The sequence below is a fragment of the Blastocatellia bacterium genome (assembly GCA_016713405.1).
GTDB lineage: Bacteria > Acidobacteriota > Blastocatellia > Chloracidobacteriales > JADJPF01 > JADJPF01.
In genome coordinates, this window is record JADJPF010000022.1 from 16,514 (window position 1) to 36,474 (window position 19,961).

General features: G+C 34.6%; 19 protein-coding genes. 10 read left to right on the forward strand and 9 right to left on the reverse strand.

Translation table 11 applies throughout. The features are described 5' to 3' along the window. Window positions 1-18: 18 nt before the first annotated feature. From IPK14_21590 to IPK14_21600, 3 genes are read left to right on the forward strand one after another with little or no spacing between them, the layout of a single operon-like run. Window positions 19-1,146, forward strand: a complete 1,128-nt coding sequence (locus IPK14_21590) for a M20 family metallopeptidase (protein MBK7995868.1) — start codon at window positions 19-21, stop codon at window positions 1,144-1,146. Continuing rightward, on the forward strand, window positions 1,143-1,574 hold the full coding sequence (locus IPK14_21595) for a hypothetical protein (GenBank protein MBK7995869.1): 432 nt from the start codon (window positions 1,143-1,145) through the stop codon (window positions 1,572-1,574). The genes IPK14_21590 and IPK14_21595 overlap by 4 nt, the downstream gene beginning before the upstream one ends. Continuing rightward, complete coding sequence (locus IPK14_21600; GenBank protein MBK7995870.1) at window positions 1,516-2,058, forward strand: lysophospholipid acyltransferase family protein; 543 nt, start codon at window positions 1,516-1,518, stop codon at window positions 2,056-2,058. Before IPK14_21595 ends, IPK14_21600 begins: the two co-directional genes overlap by 59 nt. A gap of 31 nt (window positions 2,059-2,089) precedes the next feature. Here the strand turns inward: IPK14_21600 and IPK14_21605 are convergent, their stop codons facing one another. Beyond that, window positions 2,090-2,521 carry a phosphomannose isomerase type II C-terminal cupin domain gene (locus IPK14_21605; GenBank protein MBK7995871.1) on the reverse strand — a complete coding sequence of 144 codons (432 nt, stop codon included), beginning with the start codon at window positions 2,519-2,521 and terminating at the stop codon, window positions 2,090-2,092. Window positions 2,522-2,715: 194 nt separating this feature from the next. Here IPK14_21605 and IPK14_21610 point away from each other — a divergent pair, with 194 nt between their 5' ends. Then, the gene (locus IPK14_21610; protein ID MBK7995872.1) at window positions 2,716-2,982 is read left to right on the forward strand and encodes a hypothetical protein; all 267 of its coding nucleotides are present in this window, start codon (window positions 2,716-2,718) and stop codon (window positions 2,980-2,982) included. Next, window positions 2,969-3,679 (forward strand): c-type cytochrome, encoded by a 711-nt coding sequence (locus IPK14_21615; protein MBK7995873.1) that lies wholly within the window; start codon window positions 2,969-2,971, stop codon window positions 3,677-3,679. Before IPK14_21610 ends, IPK14_21615 begins: the two co-directional genes overlap by 14 nt. Window positions 3,680-3,743: 64 nt before the next feature. Here IPK14_21615 and IPK14_21620 read toward each other — a convergent pair whose 3' ends face one another. Further along, window positions 3,744-5,027, reverse strand: coding sequence for an ArsA family ATPase (locus IPK14_21620; protein MBK7995874.1), 1,284 nt, complete (start codon window positions 5,025-5,027; stop codon window positions 3,744-3,746). A gap of 87 nt (window positions 5,028-5,114) precedes the next feature. Further along, window positions 5,115-5,534 (reverse strand): OsmC family protein, encoded by a 420-nt coding sequence (locus IPK14_21625; protein MBK7995875.1) that lies wholly within the window; start codon window positions 5,532-5,534, stop codon window positions 5,115-5,117. Window positions 5,535-5,822: 288 nt separating this feature from the next. Here IPK14_21625 and IPK14_21630 point away from each other — a divergent pair, with 288 nt between their 5' ends. Further along, the gene (locus IPK14_21630) at window positions 5,823-8,996 is read left to right on the forward strand and encodes a VCBS repeat-containing protein (GenBank protein ID MBK7995876.1); all 3,174 of its coding nucleotides are present in this window, start codon (window positions 5,823-5,825) and stop codon (window positions 8,994-8,996) included. A gap of 79 nt (window positions 8,997-9,075) precedes the next feature. Here IPK14_21630 and IPK14_21635 read toward each other — a convergent pair whose 3' ends face one another. From IPK14_21635 to IPK14_21650, 4 genes are all read right to left on the reverse strand, one after another. Continuing rightward, window positions 9,076-9,501 (reverse strand): integration host factor subunit beta, encoded by a 426-nt coding sequence (locus IPK14_21635; protein ID MBK7995877.1) that lies wholly within the window; start codon window positions 9,499-9,501, stop codon window positions 9,076-9,078. A gap of 165 nt (window positions 9,502-9,666) precedes the next feature. Beyond that, window positions 9,667-11,226, reverse strand: a complete 1,560-nt coding sequence (dacB, locus tag IPK14_21640; protein ID MBK7995878.1) for a D-alanyl-D-alanine carboxypeptidase/D-alanyl-D-alanine-endopeptidase — start codon at window positions 11,224-11,226, stop codon at window positions 9,667-9,669. Window positions 11,227-11,245: 19 nt separating this feature from the next. Further along, entirely contained in the window at window positions 11,246-11,926 is a 681-nt protein-coding gene (locus IPK14_21645) for an HAD family phosphatase (GenBank protein ID MBK7995879.1), read from the reverse strand. A gap of 25 nt (window positions 11,927-11,951) precedes the next feature. After that, window positions 11,952-12,965 carry a 2-dehydropantoate 2-reductase gene (locus IPK14_21650; GenBank protein ID MBK7995880.1) on the reverse strand — a complete coding sequence of 338 codons (1,014 nt, stop codon included), beginning with the start codon at window positions 12,963-12,965 and terminating at the stop codon, window positions 11,952-11,954. 203 nt (window positions 12,966-13,168) lie between these two features. On the opposite strand from IPK14_21650, the gene IPK14_21655 reads away from it, so the two are divergent. After that, entirely contained in the window at window positions 13,169-13,657 is a 489-nt protein-coding gene (locus IPK14_21655) for a VOC family protein (GenBank protein ID MBK7995881.1), read from the forward strand. A gap of 98 nt (window positions 13,658-13,755) precedes the next feature. Then, window positions 13,756-14,130 (forward strand): VOC family protein, encoded by a 375-nt coding sequence (locus IPK14_21660; GenBank protein ID MBK7995882.1) that lies wholly within the window; start codon window positions 13,756-13,758, stop codon window positions 14,128-14,130. 204 nt (window positions 14,131-14,334) lie between these two features. Here IPK14_21660 and IPK14_21665 read toward each other — a convergent pair whose 3' ends face one another. Next, a complete protein-coding gene (locus IPK14_21665; GenBank protein MBK7995883.1) occupies window positions 14,335-15,420 on the reverse strand; it encodes an SUMF1/EgtB/PvdO family nonheme iron enzyme in 1,086 nt (361 codons plus the stop codon). A 703-nt stretch (window positions 15,421-16,123) separates the two neighbouring features. Further along, entirely contained in the window at window positions 16,124-17,014 is an 891-nt protein-coding gene (locus tag IPK14_21670; protein MBK7995884.1) for an amidinotransferase, read from the reverse strand. A 306-nt stretch (window positions 17,015-17,320) separates the two neighbouring features. Here IPK14_21670 and uvrB point away from each other — a divergent pair, with 306 nt between their 5' ends. Both uvrB and IPK14_21680 read left to right on the forward strand, forming a co-directional pair. Beyond that, window positions 17,321-19,309 carry an excinuclease ABC subunit UvrB gene (gene uvrB / locus IPK14_21675; protein ID MBK7995885.1) on the forward strand — a complete coding sequence of 663 codons (1,989 nt, stop codon included), beginning with the start codon at window positions 17,321-17,323 and terminating at the stop codon, window positions 19,307-19,309. A 121-nt stretch (window positions 19,310-19,430) separates the two neighbouring features. After that, window positions 19,431-19,901, forward strand: coding sequence for a carbohydrate-binding protein (locus tag IPK14_21680; GenBank protein ID MBK7995886.1), 471 nt, complete (start codon window positions 19,431-19,433; stop codon window positions 19,899-19,901). Window positions 19,902-19,961: the final 60 nt, after the last annotated feature.

Genomic DNA, 19,961 nt, shown 5'->3' on the forward strand with positions numbered 1-19,961 from the left:
TTTTATGAGGAAAACTTTGTGAAAGAATTATTAGCCGAGGCAGAAAGAAAATTGCCTCAAATGATTGAAGACCTAAAAACTTTAGTAGAAATTGAGTCCCCTTCTGATGCTCCTGAGGCAGTTAATAATCTAGCTAAATACTTAAGCCAAAGACTTGAAAAACTAGGAGCAAAACCTCAGCAAATAGCTGTTGAAAACGGTGGAAATGTTGTAAATGCTCGTTATGGTGGCGAAGGTCAGGCCGTAATGGTGCTAGGTCATATGGATACGGTTTGGCCGCTTGGTACATTGGCTCAACGTCCAGTAAGAATTGAAGGTGACAAGCTTTTTGGCCCTGGCAGTTTTGATATGAAAGCTGGTTTAGTTGTTGCATTACATACACTTGAACTACTACAAAGCTTAGATAAAAAGCCTAAACACCCAATCTTATTTTTCTTTAGCTCACTAGAAGAAACAGACTGCGAGCCTTATCAACCATTTTTAGAAAAACAAGCTCTTACTTGTGATTATGTTTTAGATTTAGAACCTGCCTGGCCCGGTGGATCAGTAAAAACTGAGCGTAAAGGTTGTGCTAATTATCTCTTAAATATTCGTGGTCGTGCGGCTCATGCTGGAGCAGACCCTAGAAAAGGAATCAGCGCGATTACAGAACTAGCTCATCAAATTCAAGTCTTAAACAGCTTAACTAATTATGACCAAGGAACTACAGTTAATGTAGGTGTTGTTCGTGGCGGAATCCGCCCTAATGTAGTTGCTGATCAAGCTATAGCAGAAATAGATGTCCGTTTTTGTCGTTTAACCGATGGTCAAGCCATAGATGCAGCTATTAAATCCCTCAAACCACATCTTGCAGGAGCAGAACTAGAAATCACTGGTAAAATCGGTATGCCTCCGCTTGAGCGCACAGAAAAAGTAATTTCTCTTTACCAAAAAGCTCAAAATATCGCTTTACAGCTAGGTTTTGAATTAGGGGAAGTTTCTACAGGTGGAGTAAGTGAAGCTTGCATCACATCAGCTTTAGGTGTGCCAACGCTAGATGGCTTAGGTGCTGATGGCGATGGAGCGCATGCTGAATATGAACACGTCTTGCTGCCTTCAATGGCAACCCGCACAGCTTTACTAGCAGGATTATTATTAGAACTGTGAAAACTGGTAAAGCTCGTAGCTATTTAGAATATTTATTTGTGCGTAGTGTCTTGGTCGGACTAGCTGCTTTGCCGCGTCCCATACGCTTAAAAGTGGCTTACTTTTTTGGTTACTTAGGCTATTTATTAGCTAAAAGACTTCGTAAAACAGCCCGTCGTAACTTAGAAATGGCTTTACCTGAGTTATCAGCAACTGAACATGAAAAAATTATTAAAGGGATATTTAGAAATTTTGGTCGTCTGCTAGCTGAATTTAGTTACTTTCCTAAATTTAACCGTGCAAAGATTGAAAAATTAGTTGTTTATGAAGGTTTAGAGCATTTTCAAAAAGGAGTGGAAAAAGGACGCGGTGTATTATTTCTTACAGGACATGTTTGGAGCATGGGAGCTTTCAGCCTTTGCTCATGCGGTATATGGACATCCTCATAATATTTTAGTTAGACAAATTGATAACCCTTACATTGACAAACTGGTAGATTATTACCGGGGCTGTAGTGGAAATAAAGCTATTGATAAAAATAATTCTGTTCGAGCAATTCTTTCTGCCTTAAAACGAGGTGAAGCTGTAGGAATTTTGATTGACCTAAACACGGTGCGAAATCAAGGTGTTTTTTGTGATTTTTTTGGTATTCCTGCTTGTTCTACTACAGGACTTGCTACCCTAGCACTACGAACTAAAGCGGCTGTAGTGCCAGGATTTCTACTTTGGGATGAAAAATTAGGTAAACATAAACTTCACTTTGAACCAGAAGTAGAGTTAATTGTTACTGGAGATCAAAAAGAAGATATTTATCAAAACACTGCTCAATTTAATAAAGTAGTGGAAAAGATTGTCCGGCTTTATCCTGATCAATGGATGTGGGTACATCGTCGCTGGAAAACCCGCCCAGAAGGTGAACCAAGCCTTTATTAATAATTTTTAGTGTAGCTAATATTACTAAATTTTATTTCGTAGTCCGGTCGTAATCATCAGCTAAACGCACAATATCATCTTCACCTACATAAGAACCACATTGCACTTCAATAACAATAACAGGTTCTACACCAATATTTTTTATTCTATGGACTGCCTTTATAGGAATAAAAACTGTTTCTCCTGCATTCAAAACAAGCTCTTGTTCATCACAAGTAACTAAAGCTTTGCCAGCAACAATTGTCCAATGTTCTGAGCGAAAATGATGATATTGCAAACTAAGACGGCGGTTAGGTAAAACTATAAACCGTTTAACTTTATAGTTTTCGCCTTCTTCTAATACAGTAAAACTGCCCCATGGTCTTTCTTCTGTAATAGAAGCTAAAGAATTATAACTAATAGTAGCTGCTGTCAATTTATTCCTCTTGCTCACCGAAATTATTTTAGAATTAAGTTTTACCATGATAATCAAATCTCCTTTATTGCTTCAAGCTATTATTTACAACTTCTTTTTGCTCAAAGAACGAAAGCCATTTGAAAAACTTGCAAAAATTCTCTATATAATACTAAACAAGGAAAAATTTCTATACTAAGTAGTTTTTTGAGGTCTAGTGCTGTGCTAAAATTGAGCAATCTGTTTTGATTGGAGAAACCTTCATGAGTGATGGCGCAAAAGTTTTAGTCAAAAAGCTCTCTTTTTGGGGCTTTTTAATGGTATTTTTAACTTGGTTAGCAAGACAAATCCTAGCTTATTTATTTGTAATTATTACTCCTTGGATAAATTGGCTACTTGGTTGGGCAGTGTTGATTGGAGCAGTTGTATTGGGTGTGGGACTCTTAGCAGGTGGCATTGCTGTTTATTTTGCTATTAGAGCTTGGAGAGGTAAACGAGAGGAAAAAAAGAAGGCTAATGAAAACAATTAAGCTTTACTTTTTAGCTGGTTTTGTTTGTGTAAGCCTACTTTTACAAAGTTGGCCTACACAAGCAAGTGATTTCCAAAGTAAAACTCGTCGACAAACACCTATAAAATCTAAAAAAAAGGCTGCTAATCCAACTGTTAATGCTGATACAAGTACAGATGAACTTAATGAAGAAAAAACTAAAAAAGCTGTAAAAAATTGGGTCTATCTTTGCGCCCCTTGTCATACTGTCCAAGCAACTGGTACAGAAAACGGCCCACCACTACTTGGAGTAAAAGCAAAAAGAAAATTTACATTAGTGCAATTAAAAAGGATCTTTGCTAAACCAGAAGACCATGGACTCTCAGAAGCAATCCCAGCTTTTCGCAAATTAAATCAAGCAGAAAGAGAAGAATTAGCAATTTGGTTTTCTAAACTTACTAAACCAGAAGATATTGTAGTAACAACTGACTTACCTAACCCACCACCATTTATTTTTGTTCAAAATTGTGCTGGCTGTCACGCTCCAGACGCTACAGGTAATATTGGGCCAAATTTACATAATGTTATTAATCGACGAAATCGAGAAACTATCTTAAAACTAATAAATGACCCTGCTAGCGTAGGAATTACTTCTAATATTATGCCAACCTTTTCTGAACTTTCTGAAGAAGAACAAAAGGAAATTGTAGATTGGCTATGCAGTTTAGCTACTAAGTAAAACCTATATAGAAAAATTAATTTTATTTATTGCATAACAAAAATATATAGAAACCAATAAACCTTTAAGAAACTAACTTACTACTCTGTAACTTAGTAGCCAATTCATAAACTGATTCTAAATCTTCTTGTTCTTTTATTTCTTCTAATTTTGATGAATCTGGTGTGTCAGCCTTTTTATCAGGTTTAGAAAATTGTATGAGTAAATAATCCTTTTCATAATTTGCTTTTACTGGTCGATATCCAATCATTGCAGCAGGTAAACTAATAATTCTACGCTGGTTTTCTAGCTGTAAAACTAACTCGCTCCCTGTGTTACGGATTCGCATTTTTGACCTATCTAGCATTGGCAGTCGTACCCGCATTTGGTAAATTTGTTGATCTTTGGTAATTTCAAAAACACAACCTTCAAACATTATTTTGGTTGGGTCAGAATCACTATAAAGATCTGTTGCAAGTTTGTTTAATCCTTCATACCCAATAACTTCTGTTGAATATTGTGCTGCTTGTTGTATTGGAAGAGGAGCAAAATCTATTTGAATTTCATCTAAGTAACGTTTCTGAACTGCTCGCCAGCCTTCTAAATAACCGCTATCAGGAGCAAGCACACGGTTAACAACAACTGAATCCACTAGCAAGCCATACATATTTAAGTAAGTAAGAGCGCGTTTTGACTCTTTGATTACCATTTTTTCTGGATTCATCACTAATCTAACCGTAGTCTTACTAGTATCTGACAAAAGTTTTTTCATAGCTTGCAGCTTTTTTAACATATTTTCCAGGGCGGTTATTACTTCTTCTGGAGTAAGCATTTCCTCAATACCTGGCGAAAGTTTTGCTAGTGGCCTAACAATTGGCTTAATAATATAATGATCTGCACGTCTAAGTAGTTTTACACTCCAAGATAAGGTTTGTGGCAATGCAAGTAAACGTAAGGTTTCTCCAGTAGGTGCAGCATCAACAATAATACAGTCATAGCAATTTGTTTCACTAAGTTCTTTGATACGTGCCAAACTAAATAGCTCATCCATTCCAGGCAAGATTGCAGCCTCATCTGCAAGCACTTGATCCATACCTTGAAGTGCTACTAGCCTAGCAATATGGGCGCGTACCGTCCCCCAGTTATCTTCTAAATCACTATAAACATTAGCCTCCATTGCCCACAGATTAGGCATAATTTCCTTTGCTTCATGACTTAGCTCTTGGTCAAAAACATCCCCTAAACTATGAGCAGCATCTGTGCTTAAAATTAAAGTTCGATGCCCTAAACTAGCAGCACGCAAAGCAGCAGCAGCAGCAACAGAAGTTTTACCTACTCCACCTTTGCCAGTATAAATAATTATTCTCATTAAAATATTTTTCCTTTGTCTCTATAGCTAACTTATTGCAATTATTATAATTTATAGATTTATAAACTTATTTATTTTATTACGTTATCAGACTAAGGTATCTCGAATTTTTATTTCTCCTGTTAAAGTACGATGTATAGGGCATTTGCTAGCAATTTCTAGTAATTTATTTTGTTGTTCCTCGGTCAAATTGCCTTTTAAGTAAATACGTCGGCGGATTTCATCCACTTTTCCTATTTTAGTTTCGCAGTCCTGACAATCTGACACATATTGTTTACTATGTACTAATACTATTTCTATCTCTTCTAACGGCCAACCTTTTCGTTGTGCATAAAGCTGTAGTGTCATTGAAGTACAAGCACCTAGAGCAGAAAGTAACAGACTATATGGATCTGGCCCTTCATCCTCACCACCTGCATTTACTGGCTCATCAGCAATTATAGTGTGTCCTCCTGCTTGAATTTGATTTTTCAATCCACTTAAGGATTTTACTGTTACTGTAACCATTAAGTTAAGCTCCAAAGATTGATAAATTGATGTTTTAATAGAGTTTATTCTATATGTTCTAAGTTTAGTCTCTATAAGAAACACTTTATAATAAAAGAAAACCCAACAAACTGCTTAAAAATTTGCTCTCTTAAAATATATAGCCTATCAGTTAATGTAAGCTACTAATCATAATTAATAATACCTTAAAGTATTAAAGACTTGCGGCTAATATTTTGCTAAGTTACACTAGCTTTTCCACTTATTCCTTAAAATCAATCATTAAAAGCCCTACAGAGGTAAATAAGTATGTCCAAGCCCCTAAAAGCCAAATTAACCTGGCTTTGTGTTTTAGTCCTCTTTATATTATTTCACTTAATTAACAACCCTTTAGCTAATAGTAAATCAAACAACACTAGAAATCTTACCGATATCTCTCCTTTAGCAATAACAGGTTGTCAGATAGCTAATTTTAGTGCTGCTACTAATTTTGCAGTTAACGGTTCTGGTTCACAAGCTATTGCAGCGGCAGATTTTAACCGAGATGGAATAATTGATCTGGTGACAGCAAATTTTCTTAGTAGTAATATTTCTTTGCTCTTAGGCAATAGAAATGGTCAATTTACCAATGCAGGAACTTTTAGCACAGAAACAGGCTTAGGCCCACGTTCTATAGTTGCTCAAGATTTTAACCTAGATGGTAATATGGATATTGCTACAGCTAATTTTAACAGTAATAATGTGGCTGTTTTTCTTGGTACTGGACAAGGTAGTTTTACTATGGCAACTAATTTTGCAATTGGTGATGAGGCTGTTGGGCCTATATTTATTGCTAAAGTAGACTTTAATCGAGATGGAAAAATGGATTTAGCTACTACTAATTTTAGTAGTGAAAATATTTCTATATTATTTAATGATGGATTAGGTAATTTTAATAGTGTAAATAAAATAGATCTAGCTGATGCTGTTGGCCCAAGGGGTCTGGCAATAGGCGACTTTAACCAAGATGGTAATCCTGATCTTGCTACAGCAAACTTTAATACAAATAATATTTCTATTCTTTTAGGTGATGGTAGCTTTGGAATTATTAACACAGTAAATTTTGATTTAGGGGCTACTTTGCCTTTTGCAATTGTTAGTGGAGATTTTAATCAAGATAACTTTTTAGATTTAGCTACTGCTAATGGTGATAATTCTGTCTCTATTCTTTTAGGTGATGGTTTAAGCAATTTTACTATAATTAATAAATTTGATCTTTTAGAAGGTATTACACCTCAATCTTTACAAACAGCCGATATTAATCAGGATGGTTTACTAGATCTAATTGCTGCTAACTCTAGCAGTAACAACTTATCGGCTTTGTTATGTGATGGAACAGGTAATTTTATTAACCTTACAACTCTACCTTTACCATTAGCAAAAGGCGTACAAAATTTAATTACAGCAGATTTTAATTTAGACAATAAATTAGATTTAGCTACTGCTAATCAAACTTCTGGAGATATTTCCGTTTTACTAAATAATTGTACTGTTACTTGTAGTGGTACATTTGCTAATGCTAATAATATTACTATTAGTGATATAGCTGGGCCCCAATCATCAACCATAGCTGATTTTAATCGGGATGGACTCCTAGATTTAGCTACTGCTAATCCTGGCAATGGCAATATATCTTTATTATTAGCAACAGGAAACAATAGTTTTTCTGGTACTAATAATTTTGCTACTGGAGGTATTCAACCTTTTTCTTTAACAAATGGAGATTTTAACCGTGATGGTAATTTTGATATTGCTACTGTTGATGTTGCAACTAATAACGTTTATGTCTTACTAGGGGATGGTACAGGTAATCTTGGAGTATCAAATACTACCCAGCTAACTAGTAGCCAGCCTGTAGCAATTCTTACAGCGGATTTTAACCGAGATGGCCTTTTAGATCTAGCTACTGCTAATGCTGGCAGCAACACCATATCACTTTTATTTGGATTAGGTGATGGAACATTTAACATACCTATAGATTTTAATCTAAATGGTGGAATAGGGCCATTTTCCTTAATAGCAGAAGACTTTAACCGAGATGGCTCTTTAGATTTAGCTACTGCTAATTTAGGCAGTAATACCATTAGCATTTTACTTGGTAGCCCATTTGGATTTTCTCTTGTAAATAATTTTGGTGTTGGTAGCAGTTCACCAAGAGCCATTGCAACGGGTGATTTTAATCGAGATGGTAGCCCAGATATTGTAGTTGTTAATAGTGGTAGTAATAACCTATCTATTTTACGAAATGATGGAAATGCAAATTTTACCACCTTAAATAATATTCAACTATCTGGAGCAATAAAACCTGTTGCGGTCTCAGTAGCAGACTTAGATTTAGATGGAAATCTGGATATAGCTCTAGCAAATGCAACTACCAATAATATTTCCCTCTTTTTTGGTAATGGTAATAATAGCTTTGTTTTTGACAGCAACTTACCTTTAGGAATAGGAAGAGAACCTAGTTCAATTACTATTAAAGATATCAATAAAGATACTACTCCAGATTTAATTGTGACTAATAGCTCTAGTCTAAGTGTTTCATTACTATTAAATTTATGTAAGTGTGATGTCTTAGTCAGTCCAAGTAGTCTACCTATTGGACAACGTTTAACTAATTATAATCAAAGCTTTGCAGCTAGTGGTGGAGTGGATCCTTACAATTTTTCAGTAACTTTTGGTAGTTTACCTTCAGGGCTTACACTTTCAGCAAATGGAGAACTTAGCGGAATACCTACACAAACAGGTATTTTTAACTTTGCAGTTACAGTTACTGATGCTAGTGGTTGTAGTGTTAATCAAAGTTATAGCTTATTAATTAATTCTGATCCTGCTGTTAGATTAGAAGTAATAGCACCTACAGAAGTATTAAGCGGACAAATATTTGATATAAAAGTAACAGCTATTGACTCGTCAGGTAATACAGCTAGTAGTTATACTGGTGCAATAACATTTTCCAGTTCCGACTCACTAGCCTTGCTACCTACTAATTTTTCTTTTAATTTTTCTGATTTAGGAACTCATACTTTTGCTAAAGCAATAACTCTAAAAAATATTGGAATAAATACAATTACAGTCCAAGATCTAAATAATCCAAGTATTAGTGGAACAACACAAGTTATAGTTAATAAGTTAGAAACCAAAATTGCAGTTAATTCCCTTACAAATCCTAGTAAACTCAATAGTCCTGCAACTTTTATAGCTGTAGTAACAACAGACACAGCAACTAATAGTAATCCTACAGGAACAATAACCTTTATTATTGATGGAGTAGAACAAACACCTATAAATATTATTCGTGCAGAAGCAACATTTATCACAAGCCAGCTAAGACTTGGAGATCATCAAATAAGTGCAAAATACAGTGGAGATGCACTATTCAATGCTAGTTTAGCCCCTGTAATAATTCAGACTATAAAAATTTCTAGGTTAAATGAAGAGGATTAAAAATTAGAATTAGAAGTAAAAATAAATAAATAAGCCACTTAATAAAAAATAACTAATAATTAAGTGGCTTATTTAATACTTAAGAATTTTGAGTTAAGAATAACTTTAAATCTTTTCCCATCTTAAAATAAACTACTCTTTTAGCTGGTACATCTACAGATTCACCAGTTTTGGGATTACGGCCACGTCTAGCACGGCGGCTACGTAGGCGAAATGACCCAAAACCACGTATTTCTATTTCGTTACCTTCTTTTAATGTATCAATCATTGATTGAATTATTTCTGCTACAATAGCTTCAGCATCTCTATTAGTAATCTCCATCATACTTCCTACAGCTTTAGCCACTTCTTGAGCTAGTTCTAACCTAGTAATAGTATTAGGTTTAGTAACTGGAACTGGTGCTGGTTTAGCTTTTGTTTTAGCTGCGGTTGTTGATGTAGCTTCACCTTTATATTTAGTAGTTTTTGTGGCTTCTTTAGTAGTTTTAGTAGTAGATCGTGCCATTAATAATGCGCTCCCTATTCTAATCTAACTTATTCTGTTGGTATAGTTTATACACTTATTTGCTATATTTCCAGTGTTTATCACCATTTAAAGTAAAATTTCTCGCTTAAAACAAAAAACTTACCAAGCTAGACTACCATAACTCTAATAAACACTGCAAATATATTAGTTTATCGCTTCAATTTTACCAGTAAAATCTGCTAAGTATTGGCAAATCTTATCTTGTAAAGCTAAAGCCTGACGAAAATCAGCGGTAAAATTATCAACTAAGATACTAAAAATAAAGGTTTCTCCGCCAGCACTTTTAACGTAGCCAGATAGACTACTAGTGTTACTAAGCGTTCCCGTTTTTGCTTGAACATTTTGAGCAGCCTTGCTATCAGCCATCCGCCGTCTTAATGTCCCATCAACACTAGCTAAAGGCAAAGAATCTTGAAAAACTGCAAAATTAGCAGATCGACTTATATGTTTTAGTAGTTCTGTAGTAACAAATGCGTTAATTAAATTGCGACGTGACAACCCACTACCATCAGAAAGTAAAAGTTTTGTTGGATCAACTTTTATTTGACTTAAAAAATCCTTAATTACCTCTAATCCTGCTTCATCACTATCTTTTTCTACTTTTCCTTTTACCTTTCCTATTGTGCGCAGTAACAGTTCTGCATAAAGATTTTGGCTAAATTTATTTACTATCCTAATAATTTCACTTAATGGAGGTGAATCAATTGCTGCTAGTTCAACTAATTTTTCTGTGTTGCTAGGTGTTAAAGGTGAACGTAAAGAACTATCTATAATAATAATTTTTCCATTAAATTTAATATTAGAACGACTTAAAGCAGCCTTAAAAAGACTAGCAAACATCCCGGCAGGTCGATAAACTGCTAGCCTAGCCGAAAACCCTGTGTCATCTAGTGGCATTTTTCCCCAAGCTAACAGTGAATTATCTGCTAGTCCACGATTTAAGCCTATTTCCCTTTGTCCTTTAGCTGCAATTGTGTCCATTTTATTAATAATTGACACATAACCCACATCAGGAGTAACTGTTATTTGGCAAGGATCTCCTATTTTTGCACCTGGCTTTATTTGCACTTCTACTTTGTTATCATAAGCAGTTAAAGCACTTATCTCTGCTCCAAAATGCCATTGCAAATCTAACCATTCCCAGCCTTGACCTAAAGAACTACCCTTTAAATAACTTTCATCAGCAATTAAATCTCCATTTATTTGCTTAACTCCTGCTCCACTTAATTGTTTAACAAGCAAATCAAAAGGCTGGTAATCATCCATATAACTACTAGCAAAAGTTGGATCCCCACGTCCATAAAGTATTAAATTCCCTTTAATTACCCCATCATTATCAGGCTTACTTTCTGAATAAACAGATGTCCTAATCCGATAATTAGGTGAAAGTGTTTCTAATGCTACTGCTGTAGTATAAATTTTCATATTAGAAGCTGGTTTAAGTAGCTTTTCAGCTTCCTTTTCAAAAACCACTTTACCTGTAGCTTGAGTAATAATTCTTACTGATACTCCAGCATCCGTATATTCTGGTTTGTTTAGAAGACTTGTTATTTCTTGTTTAAGCTTTGGTAGAGTCTGTTTTGAAGCAACTTTTTGCTGCTTAGTAGGTTTTTGCTTGTCCTTAATTGAAGCAGAAAAAACATCTGTATTGACAATACAAATAATAACTAAAAACACTAGAAAAATTTTCTTTAGTGAAATCATAGATAAGCTTTCTTTTGTTTTAAGCAAATAATTTTACTAATTCTTGGTCGGTTAAATCCGTTAGCTTTTCAACAACTTTATTTGCTGCACTAAGCGAAGTAGCTGGATAAGTATTAGTAACAGCAATACATTTCATCCCTGCCGCCAAAGCAGATTTAAGCCCTCCAATTGAATCTTCTATTGCTAAACATTCTGATGCTTTGGCATTAAGTTCTGGGTGTAAATTATTTAATCCATCTAAAGCTTTTAAGTAACCTTCTGGATCTGGCTTACATCTTTTAATATTATCAGCACTAATAATTAGTGAAAACACTGTCCGTAAATTTATTCTTGCTAAAACAGCTTCTATTTCTGCTCCTAAAGCTCCAGAGTTTATAGCTAAAGGAAACCGCTTTTGAACACTTTTAATAAATTCTAATGTATCAGGATAAATATCCATTTCTTTTTCTAAATAATGCTCAAAATAAGAGGATTTTCTAAAAATTAGTTCTGAAACATAAACTGGGTCGCTAAGTCGTCCAAAATCTGTTAAAGCTGTAGTAAATGCTCCTCTATCATCCATTGCTAAATACTTTTGGTAATAATCAGCTTGAGAAATTTTTATCCCTTCTTCTGCTAAAACACGCTGAAAAGTAACAAAATGGGCTGGTTCGCTGTTGGCTATTACACCATCAAAATCAAAAATTATTGCTTTTAACATAATTTCCTATCTTTAATTTAAAGTTTTATATAGCAAGACGTTTTGTTAGCTCTGTAGCCGATAGCTTTGGTAACTGCTTAGTCTGTTCTACTTCTTTAATTAAACTAATAATTGCCCTATTAATTGGAGCAGATAAATTATTTTTTTGAGCTAAATTAACAATTTCCCCATTAATATAATCTATTTCTGTCTTGCGTCCTTGTTCTAAATCCTGTGACATAGAAGAACGGGCTTTAGGATCAACCTTTATCATCTTAGCAGCAATCCTAAAAAACAAAAAATCTGGAAGTGATAATACAAAAGGTGCTAGCGATGGAATTAACCCACCACTACTTTGAGGCTTGATTCCACTTTTTTTCATTATAAAAAGAGCTTCTCGCATTGCTGCTGCAATAATTTTGCGGTAGCCAACTTGGGAAAGTTCTTCTTTCAAAGAGATACCTGACAAAGCATTGATAGCATTATTTAGATTAAAGATTAGCTTTCCCCAAAGTATTGCCTCTAAATTTTGACTAGATTTAGCCTCTAACCCTACATTATTCAAAATAGAAACCACTTTTTGAGAATTATTTTTTTCTTCAACCACAAGTGCGCCACTTGTGCCACAATGAAAGTGAGCATTTTCATTCCAAACAACATTAAAAGGAACCATTCCCGCCAATACTTCTGTTTTTGTTAAAACTTGACGTAGCAAACTTGCATTTTGTACACCATTTTGAAAACTTACTACAATTGTCTTATCCCTTAAAAATTCTTTAAGCTGTAAAGCTGTTTCTCTAGTAGCAGCACTTTTTAAGGTGACAATTATTAAATCCCTGTCAGCAAGAGCCTTTATTTCTGTTACACATTTAACTTGTGATGGTAAAAGATAAATCTCTTTTCCAGTAAAATCTGTAATTCTTAACCCATTATTTCTTGTTTGCTCAACAATTTTTTCACGTCCAACAAGAATTGTATCTATTGATTTAGAAATAAAGTGCGCCCCCAAATAACACCCTATGCTGCCAGCCCCCAAAATACCAATTTTACTAAGTGTCATTATTGTTTCCTACAATTTATTTATTTTTGATCATTGAAAGCTCTTTTTATTTTCAATAACTTATATACAATGGTTTTTAAGTTAATCTATTTCGCAACATTTTCGCTTAATTTTATTGACAACACCGTTGATCTTTGATTATATTTCGTCACCCTAGTCATTAAACCATTAAATAACTAACTAATAACTCTTAAGGAGAAACTATGTCTGTCAAACCCATCCCCGAAGGATTTCATACTTTAACACCACATATCATATTAAAAAATGCTTCTGAAGCAATTGAATTTTATAAAAAAGCTTTTGGTGCAGAAGAAATTTTTCGTATGCCAACACCCGACGGAAAAATAGGACATGCAGAATTAAAAATTGGCAATTCTATGTTAATGCTTTGTGATGAATACCCTGAAATGGGTTGTTTATCACCTCAAACCATCGGTAATACTCCTGTAACTTTATCTTTATATGTTGAAAATGCTGATGATGTCTTTAACACTGCTATTGCCGCTGGAGCAACTGTAAAAATGCCTTTAGCTGATCAATTTTGGGGTGATCGTTATGGTCAAGTTGCTGATCCTTATGGTCATTGCTGGTCAATTTGTACACATATTAAAGATATGACCCCTGAAGAAATTGCTAAAGCTTCTGCTGAAGCCTTTTCTAAAGGTGATTGTGGACAAGCTGCACAAGCTTAAATAATCTACTCCCATCACTCATTAAACATTTACCTAGAGAAAATAACTTTATTTTCTCTAGGTTCTATTACCTTATTTTTAATTCACTAAGGATACTTATGCAATTAAGTCATATCACTCCTATGCTAGAAGCAAAAAACCTAGCTGAAACAATAGAATTTTATACAAAAACACTAGGGTTTACTTGTGCATCTGTTTGGCCCGAAGCAGGAGAACCTTGCTGGACTTGTCTAAAAAAAGATTCTATTGAAATTATGTTCACTAGCAAAAATGCCCATTCAAAATTAGAAGACACTCTAATGACAGGCTCTTTATATCTCTATGCAGAAGCTGTAGACAAATTTTGGGAAGAACTAAAAGATAAAGTAACTGTTGAATACCCAATAGAAAATTTTGATTATGGAATGAGAGAATTTGCTATTAGGGATTGCAATGGCTATCTACTCCAATTTGGGCAAGAACTTCCACACTAACAAAATTTAACTCTTAAAGGTGGGTGACTAAATATGATTGTTATTTTGCTTATTTTTACTATTTTGCTTAAAGGTTTTTTGATCTAATTTCTCTTAAATATTATGCTTATTTTGTAATATTAGATATAGTTTTAAGAAAAGGTCAGCTAAATACTTGATTTAGCTAACCTTTTTATTTTTTAATTTTGAAAAATAAATTCTTCTTTAAGAAACCGCCACCCGAAAACCTGTTGAATGAGATTTAATATCAGGTATTAGCTTAAAACGTGCCGCAGAACGACAGGCATTACTACCTACATTCCAAGCACCTCCGCGTAAAACCCGCCATTCTGTTGCAGGGCTATTATCATCTTTTTGCCAAGCAACCCCATCATTGGGAGCATTTATATAATTACTATGATATGTATCTTGACACCATTCCCAAACATTGCCATGAATATCAAATAATCCTAAAGGATTAGCTATCACCATATGGGCAACTGGTGTTGTAGCGCGACGGTAAACGCCTTTTGGCCCGGCTGAATAAGAATTATTTCCATTGTAATTAACTAAATCTGTAGTGATAGTATCACCTAAAGAAAAAGGTGTAGTCGTTCCAGCCCTTGCAGCATACTCCCATTCTGCTTCTGAAGGTAGACGATAATTTTTATTAGTTTTTGCTGAAAGCCTAGCACAAAATTCTTGTGCTTCTTCCCAAGAAACACTCTCTACAGGTAAGTTATCCCCTTTGAAATGTGAAGGATCTGGATTAAGACGACGTGTTATTTTCGGCCAATTAGCAACTTCTCTCCATTGTGCTTGCGTAACCAATGTTTTGCTTAGATAAAATGCTGTAATATTTACTTCATGCAAAGGCCCTTCATCATTAGCACGACCTATTTCATGCTCTGGTGAACCCATTAAAAATATACCTTTAGGTATAAAAACCATATCTAAGTAATTATTTTCTGCTAATTCTTCAATAAAGTAGCGATTTTGCCGAACATAGCGTTTTCTAATAGCTGCATCATGTTCTAATAACAACCCATCAAATTCAAAAAATAGTTTTGGTTTACCAGAAGAAGCATCATTTAACTCATCAACTTGTGTCATTGTGTTAACAGTCAAATCTTCTATTAAATAAGAACTTAACACAGGTAAATCATCCTGTGTATCTATTAAATTTTGTTTTAGAGTTTCTTGAGTGCCATAAAGCAAAAAGGTTTGTAATTGCTCTTTCATATCTTTAGCACTAGCATATCTACGAAGGGGATCTTTTTGTAAAGCTTTACTAACAACTTCCCTTAGCATCAGAGGAATCGTTTCTGGTAAAGGTTTTGGCTCATTATTAATAATTGCTTTCATTAAAGACGGCCAATCTGATTGACTAAAGGGCAATGAGCCAGATAAGAGTTGGTAAAGAATTACTCCAACAGCCCAAATATCAGTTTGTACAGACCTTTGCCCGTCAAAAGCTTCTGGAGACATATAGTTAGGTGTTCCTGCAATACCGCTATTTTTAGCACTAGCTCTTAGGACTCTAGCTAGTCCAAAGTCAGCTAACCTTGGAGTATCACCTTGTAGCAAAACATTGGCAGGTTTTATATCTCTATGAATAATTCGGCGACAGTGAAGATGTTCTAGTCCTGATAAAATTCCTAAAGTTATTTGGAGTGCAGATTCTAAATTAGGTGCATTTCCTCCATGACTTTTTAACCAAGCTTCTAGTGAGCCGTCAGGGGCATACTCACTAACAACTACAACATATTCATCATAAACATCTGCTTCAATAATAGGCAAAATATTTGGATGTTTGCCAATTTCAACCCAAAGACGAGATTCTTTTTCAATCTCTTTTAAGTCTGGTTCTTCATCTAATGAAAATTTAACAGCTACTTGAGTAGTAGCAATTTTACCTCGACGTTCTGCTAGCCAAACTACACCAAAAGCACCTCGCCCTAATTGACGAATTAAAGTATAAGGGCCTATTTCATCATTAGCTCGTAACATAAATTTAATAGACCATCATTTTTAAGCAAAAAACGCTTCCCCCAGATTTAATAAACTCACTAGTGTCTACTTCTATAACTTCAAAACCTGCATGATAAAGCTTTTCATTTGTTGCTTCTGCTCCCTGTTGAATTACTACATACTTATAATCTAAGGATAAAGCATTACAAGCAAAAGTTTTGTAAGCGTCTTCTGCTGGAACTTCCATTACTCTAGGGAAAAAATGATGTATAAGTTTTAATCCTTCCTTAGTAAAAGCCTCACTATAGATCAAAACTGTGTTTGGATCTAGCACACAAAAACAGGTATCCAAATGATAAAAATCACTAGTATGTAATTCTAAAGCAATTACAGGAACAGACAATTTTGCTGCTATTTCCTGGTAGGCGGCTAAACTTGTTCGATGCCCATAACCTCCCCAAAGCATTTGTTTAGCTGGATGCCAAATTGCGTCCCCTTGTCCTTCAGAAAGTAAATCTTGGCTACTATCTAGCTCTAAAATTTCATAGCCTCGTTTCTTAAACCAGTCTTGATAATATGGAACTTCTTTTTTACGCGATGCGTGACGCATATGAGAAAGTAAAACATAAGGTGTTTTACTAAAGTATGGTAAAACTTGATTGGCAGCAAATACCATATCTTCTAATTCTGGTACAGCATCAATTATAAAAACTTGTTTACCTAATTTTATAAATGTATCTCGTAAATCTTCCCATTGTCGGCGAGCCAAGTCTATATTAACTTTTCCCAAATTATCTTGCATAAAAGAGTTTTTTATATCTTTTACCTCAAAATAAGTAGGTGGACACATTAATATTGATTGTGGTTCTAGTCGGTCAGGAATTTTTCTTAAATCTATTGTTTTGGCTGCTTCAAAATTAGTAATTACTGTCATTAAAATACTTAAGCTCCAAATTAAAAAGAAAATTAAAAAGAAAGTCTAAAACCAAATTGTATTTGATTGAAAGAAAAAGCTTTTTTAAAACGATCTTTAGGCACAACAAATCGTCTGCTATCTTGTTGAGGTAATTATAGGAAAAATCTTTTAACTAGCAATGTAAATATAAATAAACTCTATCCTCTTTTTCCTGAGCTTAACGTCCAAAAAATCTGCATTTAGATTTGCTCATCTAAAGAATGAAATCTATAATTTCTCTTTTAATTCACTTTAGTTATTTACTTATTTTGATAGGAAAATATTATGCGTTTTGAGCTTGTATCAGACTATAAACCTCGTGGCGACCAACCCGCAGCCATTAAACAATTAGTTGAAGGTCTAACATCAGGAGAAAAATATCAAGTCCTACTTGGTATAACTGGTTCTGGAAAAACTTATACTGTAGCTTCAGTAATCGAACATCTTCAACGCCCTGTTTTAGTGATGGCTCATAATAAAACCCTAGCAGCACAGCTTTTTCAAGAATTTAAGAACTTTTTTCCTAAAAATGCAGTGGAATATTTTGTTAGCTATTATGATTACTACCAACCAGAAGCTTACGTACCTTCAACAGATACTTATATAGAAAAAGAAGCAACTATAAATGATGAAATTGATAGGTTGCGACTTTCCGCTACACGTTCATTATTTGAAAGACGTGATTGTATTATTGTAGCATCTGTTTCCTGTATTTATGGTATTGGCGACCCTCAATCTTATTTTGATATGTTGATATTAATCGAAGCAGGCCAACAAATTACCAGAACAGAATTGCTTAAACGATTAGTAGAACTTCAATATGAACGTAATGATGTTGCTTTTGAAAGAGGTAAATTTAGAGTTCGAGGTGATATTGTAGAGGTTTATCCAAGCTATCAAGATCAGGCTATCAGGATTGAATTTTGGGGAGATGAAATAGATGCTATCTCTATTATTGACCCATTGTTAGGCGAAGTATTAAATAGACATAACGGACGAATGCCAATTTATCCCCGCTCACATTTTGTAATGCCTAAACATATTATTAAAAGAGCCGTCACCACAATTAAAACAGAGCTAGAGGAATGGGAACCACAGCTTATTGAGCAAAATAAACTTTTAGAAGCTCATCGCCTGCATGAACGCACCATTTATGATTTAGAAATGATTAAAGAGCTAGGCTTTTGCCGAGGAATTGAAAATTATTCGCGTCATTTAACAGGCCGTAAACCTGGCGATCATCCACCAACACTTTTTGATTATCTACCTTCTGATGCACTAATTATAGTTGATGAAAGCCATCAAACTGTCCCTCAAGTTCGTGGTATGTATAATGGGGATCGATCCCGCAAACAAACACTTGTTGACTATGGGTTTCGCTTGCCTTCAGCCCTTGATAACCGCCCATTAAAATTTGCTGAATGGGAAGAAATTGTTCCTCAATGTATCTTTGTTTCTGCTACCCCTGGTAATTATGAATTAACTAAAACCGAAGGTGAAATTGTTGAACAACTTATTCGCCCTACTGGACTACTTGACCCTGAAGTTTTTATTCGTCCCGTAAAAGGTCAAATTGACGATTTACTAGAAGAAATCCGCATTTGTACTGCTAGAAATGAACGGGTCTTAGTAACAACTTTAACTAAAAAAATGTCAGAAAATCTTTGCGAATATTATGCAGATATAGGTATTCGTGTCCGCTATCTACACTCAGAAATTGACACATTAGAACGTATCAAAATCTTGCGCGACCTTCGCCGAGCAGACTTTGATGTTCTAATTGGTATAAATCTACTTCGTGAAGGATTAGACTTGCCAGAAGTTTCTCTTGTAGCTATTTTAGATGCTGATAAAGAAGGATTTTTGCGTAGTCAGTCTTCATTAATCCAAACCATAGGGCGAGCAGCTAGAAATGTTAATGGAAAAGCTATACTTTATGCTGATAAAATTACGGATTCAATGCGTTATGCAATAGAAGAAACTGCCCGCCGTCGCTCAATCCAAGAAAAATTTAATCAAGAAAATGGTATTACTCCACAAACAATTGTTAAACCTATTGAAGCTACATTAGTTACAGCCTATGAAGCAGATTACTTTAAGGTGCCTTTGGATTTAGGCCAATTTGAAGAATATACAAAAGAAAACCTAGCTGAAACCATTAAAAAAATAGAATTTGAAATGCGTGAAGCTGCTAAAAAATTAGAATTTGAACGTGCAGCAGAACTTAGAGATCGGCTTAAGTATTTGCGTGAGCGTGCTTTACAATATCAGTAAAATAAGGGTGTACAAACAAAAACTTTTCAGAAAATATTATTGGTATAGAAATATTACAGGTAGTGCTATAGTAATAACATACTTAATATATTAAACCAATAATACTAATAAGGAGCAAATTATGCGTAAAAGTACTATCAAGGCTACTCATCCCGCTACTATCTTAATAGATGAACAATGGTTAGATTTAGAACAAATAGCCCAAGTTGAAATCACTTCTGAAGCGGCTGAACACCCAATAGAACAAGCATTATTACCAAATAACCAATTAGGTTGGTATGCAGCACAAGCCGGTGAACAAGTTATTCGGTTGATATTTGACCAACCACAACATATTAACCGTATTGCTTTGCATTTTATCGAAATAGAAGTAGAACGCACACAAGAGTTTGTTTTACGCTACTCTGATGATAAAGGAAAAACTTTTCATGAAATAGTTCGACAACAATGGAATTTTAATCGCGCTTCTACACAAGAGATTGAAGACTATCAAGTCAAGTTAAGCAATATAACAATATTAGAATTACTAATATGCCCAAATATAAAGGGTGGAGAGGCGCGTGCGTCCTTACAAAAATTGCGATTAGCATAAACTAAACGACATTGAAAAATTGAAAATTAAAAAAGATAAGGCCTAAGAAAAAACTTAAGC

Excerpts from the sequence above, each read along its gene's own strand:
- IPK14_21600 (MBK7995870.1), top strand. The coding sequence starts at position 1,516 with ATGTTTGGAGCATGGGAGCTTTCAGCCTTTGCTCATGCGGTATATGGA.
- IPK14_21605 (MBK7995871.1), bottom strand. The coding sequence starts at position 2,521 with ATGGTAAAACTTAATTCTAAAATAATTTCGGTGAGCAAGAGGAATAAA.
- IPK14_21610 (MBK7995872.1), top strand. The coding sequence starts at position 2,716 with ATGAGTGATGGCGCAAAAGTTTTAGTCAAAAAGCTCTCTTTTTGGGGC.
- IPK14_21615 (MBK7995873.1), top strand. The coding sequence starts at position 2,969 with ATGAAAACAATTAAGCTTTACTTTTTAGCTGGTTTTGTTTGTGTAAGC.
- IPK14_21620 (MBK7995874.1), bottom strand. The coding sequence starts at position 5,027 with ATGAGAATAATTATTTATACTGGCAAAGGTGGAGTAGGTAAAACTTCT.
- IPK14_21625 (MBK7995875.1), bottom strand. The coding sequence starts at position 5,534 with ATGGTTACAGTAACAGTAAAATCCTTAAGTGGATTGAAAAATCAAATT.
- IPK14_21630 (MBK7995876.1), top strand. The coding sequence starts at position 5,823 with ATGTCCAAGCCCCTAAAAGCCAAATTAACCTGGCTTTGTGTTTTAGTC.
- IPK14_21635 (MBK7995877.1), bottom strand. The coding sequence starts at position 9,501 with ATGGCACGATCTACTACTAAAACTACTAAAGAAGCCACAAAAACTACT.
- dacB (MBK7995878.1), bottom strand. The coding sequence starts at position 11,226 with ATGATTTCACTAAAGAAAATTTTTCTAGTGTTTTTAGTTATTATTTGT.
- IPK14_21645 (MBK7995879.1), bottom strand. The coding sequence starts at position 11,926 with ATGTTAAAAGCAATAATTTTTGATTTTGATGGTGTAATAGCCAACAGC.
- IPK14_21650 (MBK7995880.1), bottom strand. The coding sequence starts at position 12,965 with ATGACACTTAGTAAAATTGGTATTTTGGGGGCTGGCAGCATAGGGTGT.
- IPK14_21655 (MBK7995881.1), top strand. The coding sequence starts at position 13,169 with ATGTCTGTCAAACCCATCCCCGAAGGATTTCATACTTTAACACCACAT.
- IPK14_21660 (MBK7995882.1), top strand. The coding sequence starts at position 13,756 with ATGCAATTAAGTCATATCACTCCTATGCTAGAAGCAAAAAACCTAGCT.
- IPK14_21665 (MBK7995883.1), bottom strand. The coding sequence starts at position 15,420 with ATGCTAAGGGAAGTTGTTAGTAAAGCTTTACAAAAAGATCCCCTTCGT.
- IPK14_21670 (MBK7995884.1), bottom strand. The coding sequence starts at position 17,014 with ATGACAGTAATTACTAATTTTGAAGCAGCCAAAACAATAGATTTAAGA.
- uvrB (MBK7995885.1), top strand. The coding sequence starts at position 17,321 with ATGCGTTTTGAGCTTGTATCAGACTATAAACCTCGTGGCGACCAACCC.
- IPK14_21680 (MBK7995886.1), top strand. The coding sequence starts at position 19,431 with ATGCGTAAAAGTACTATCAAGGCTACTCATCCCGCTACTATCTTAATA.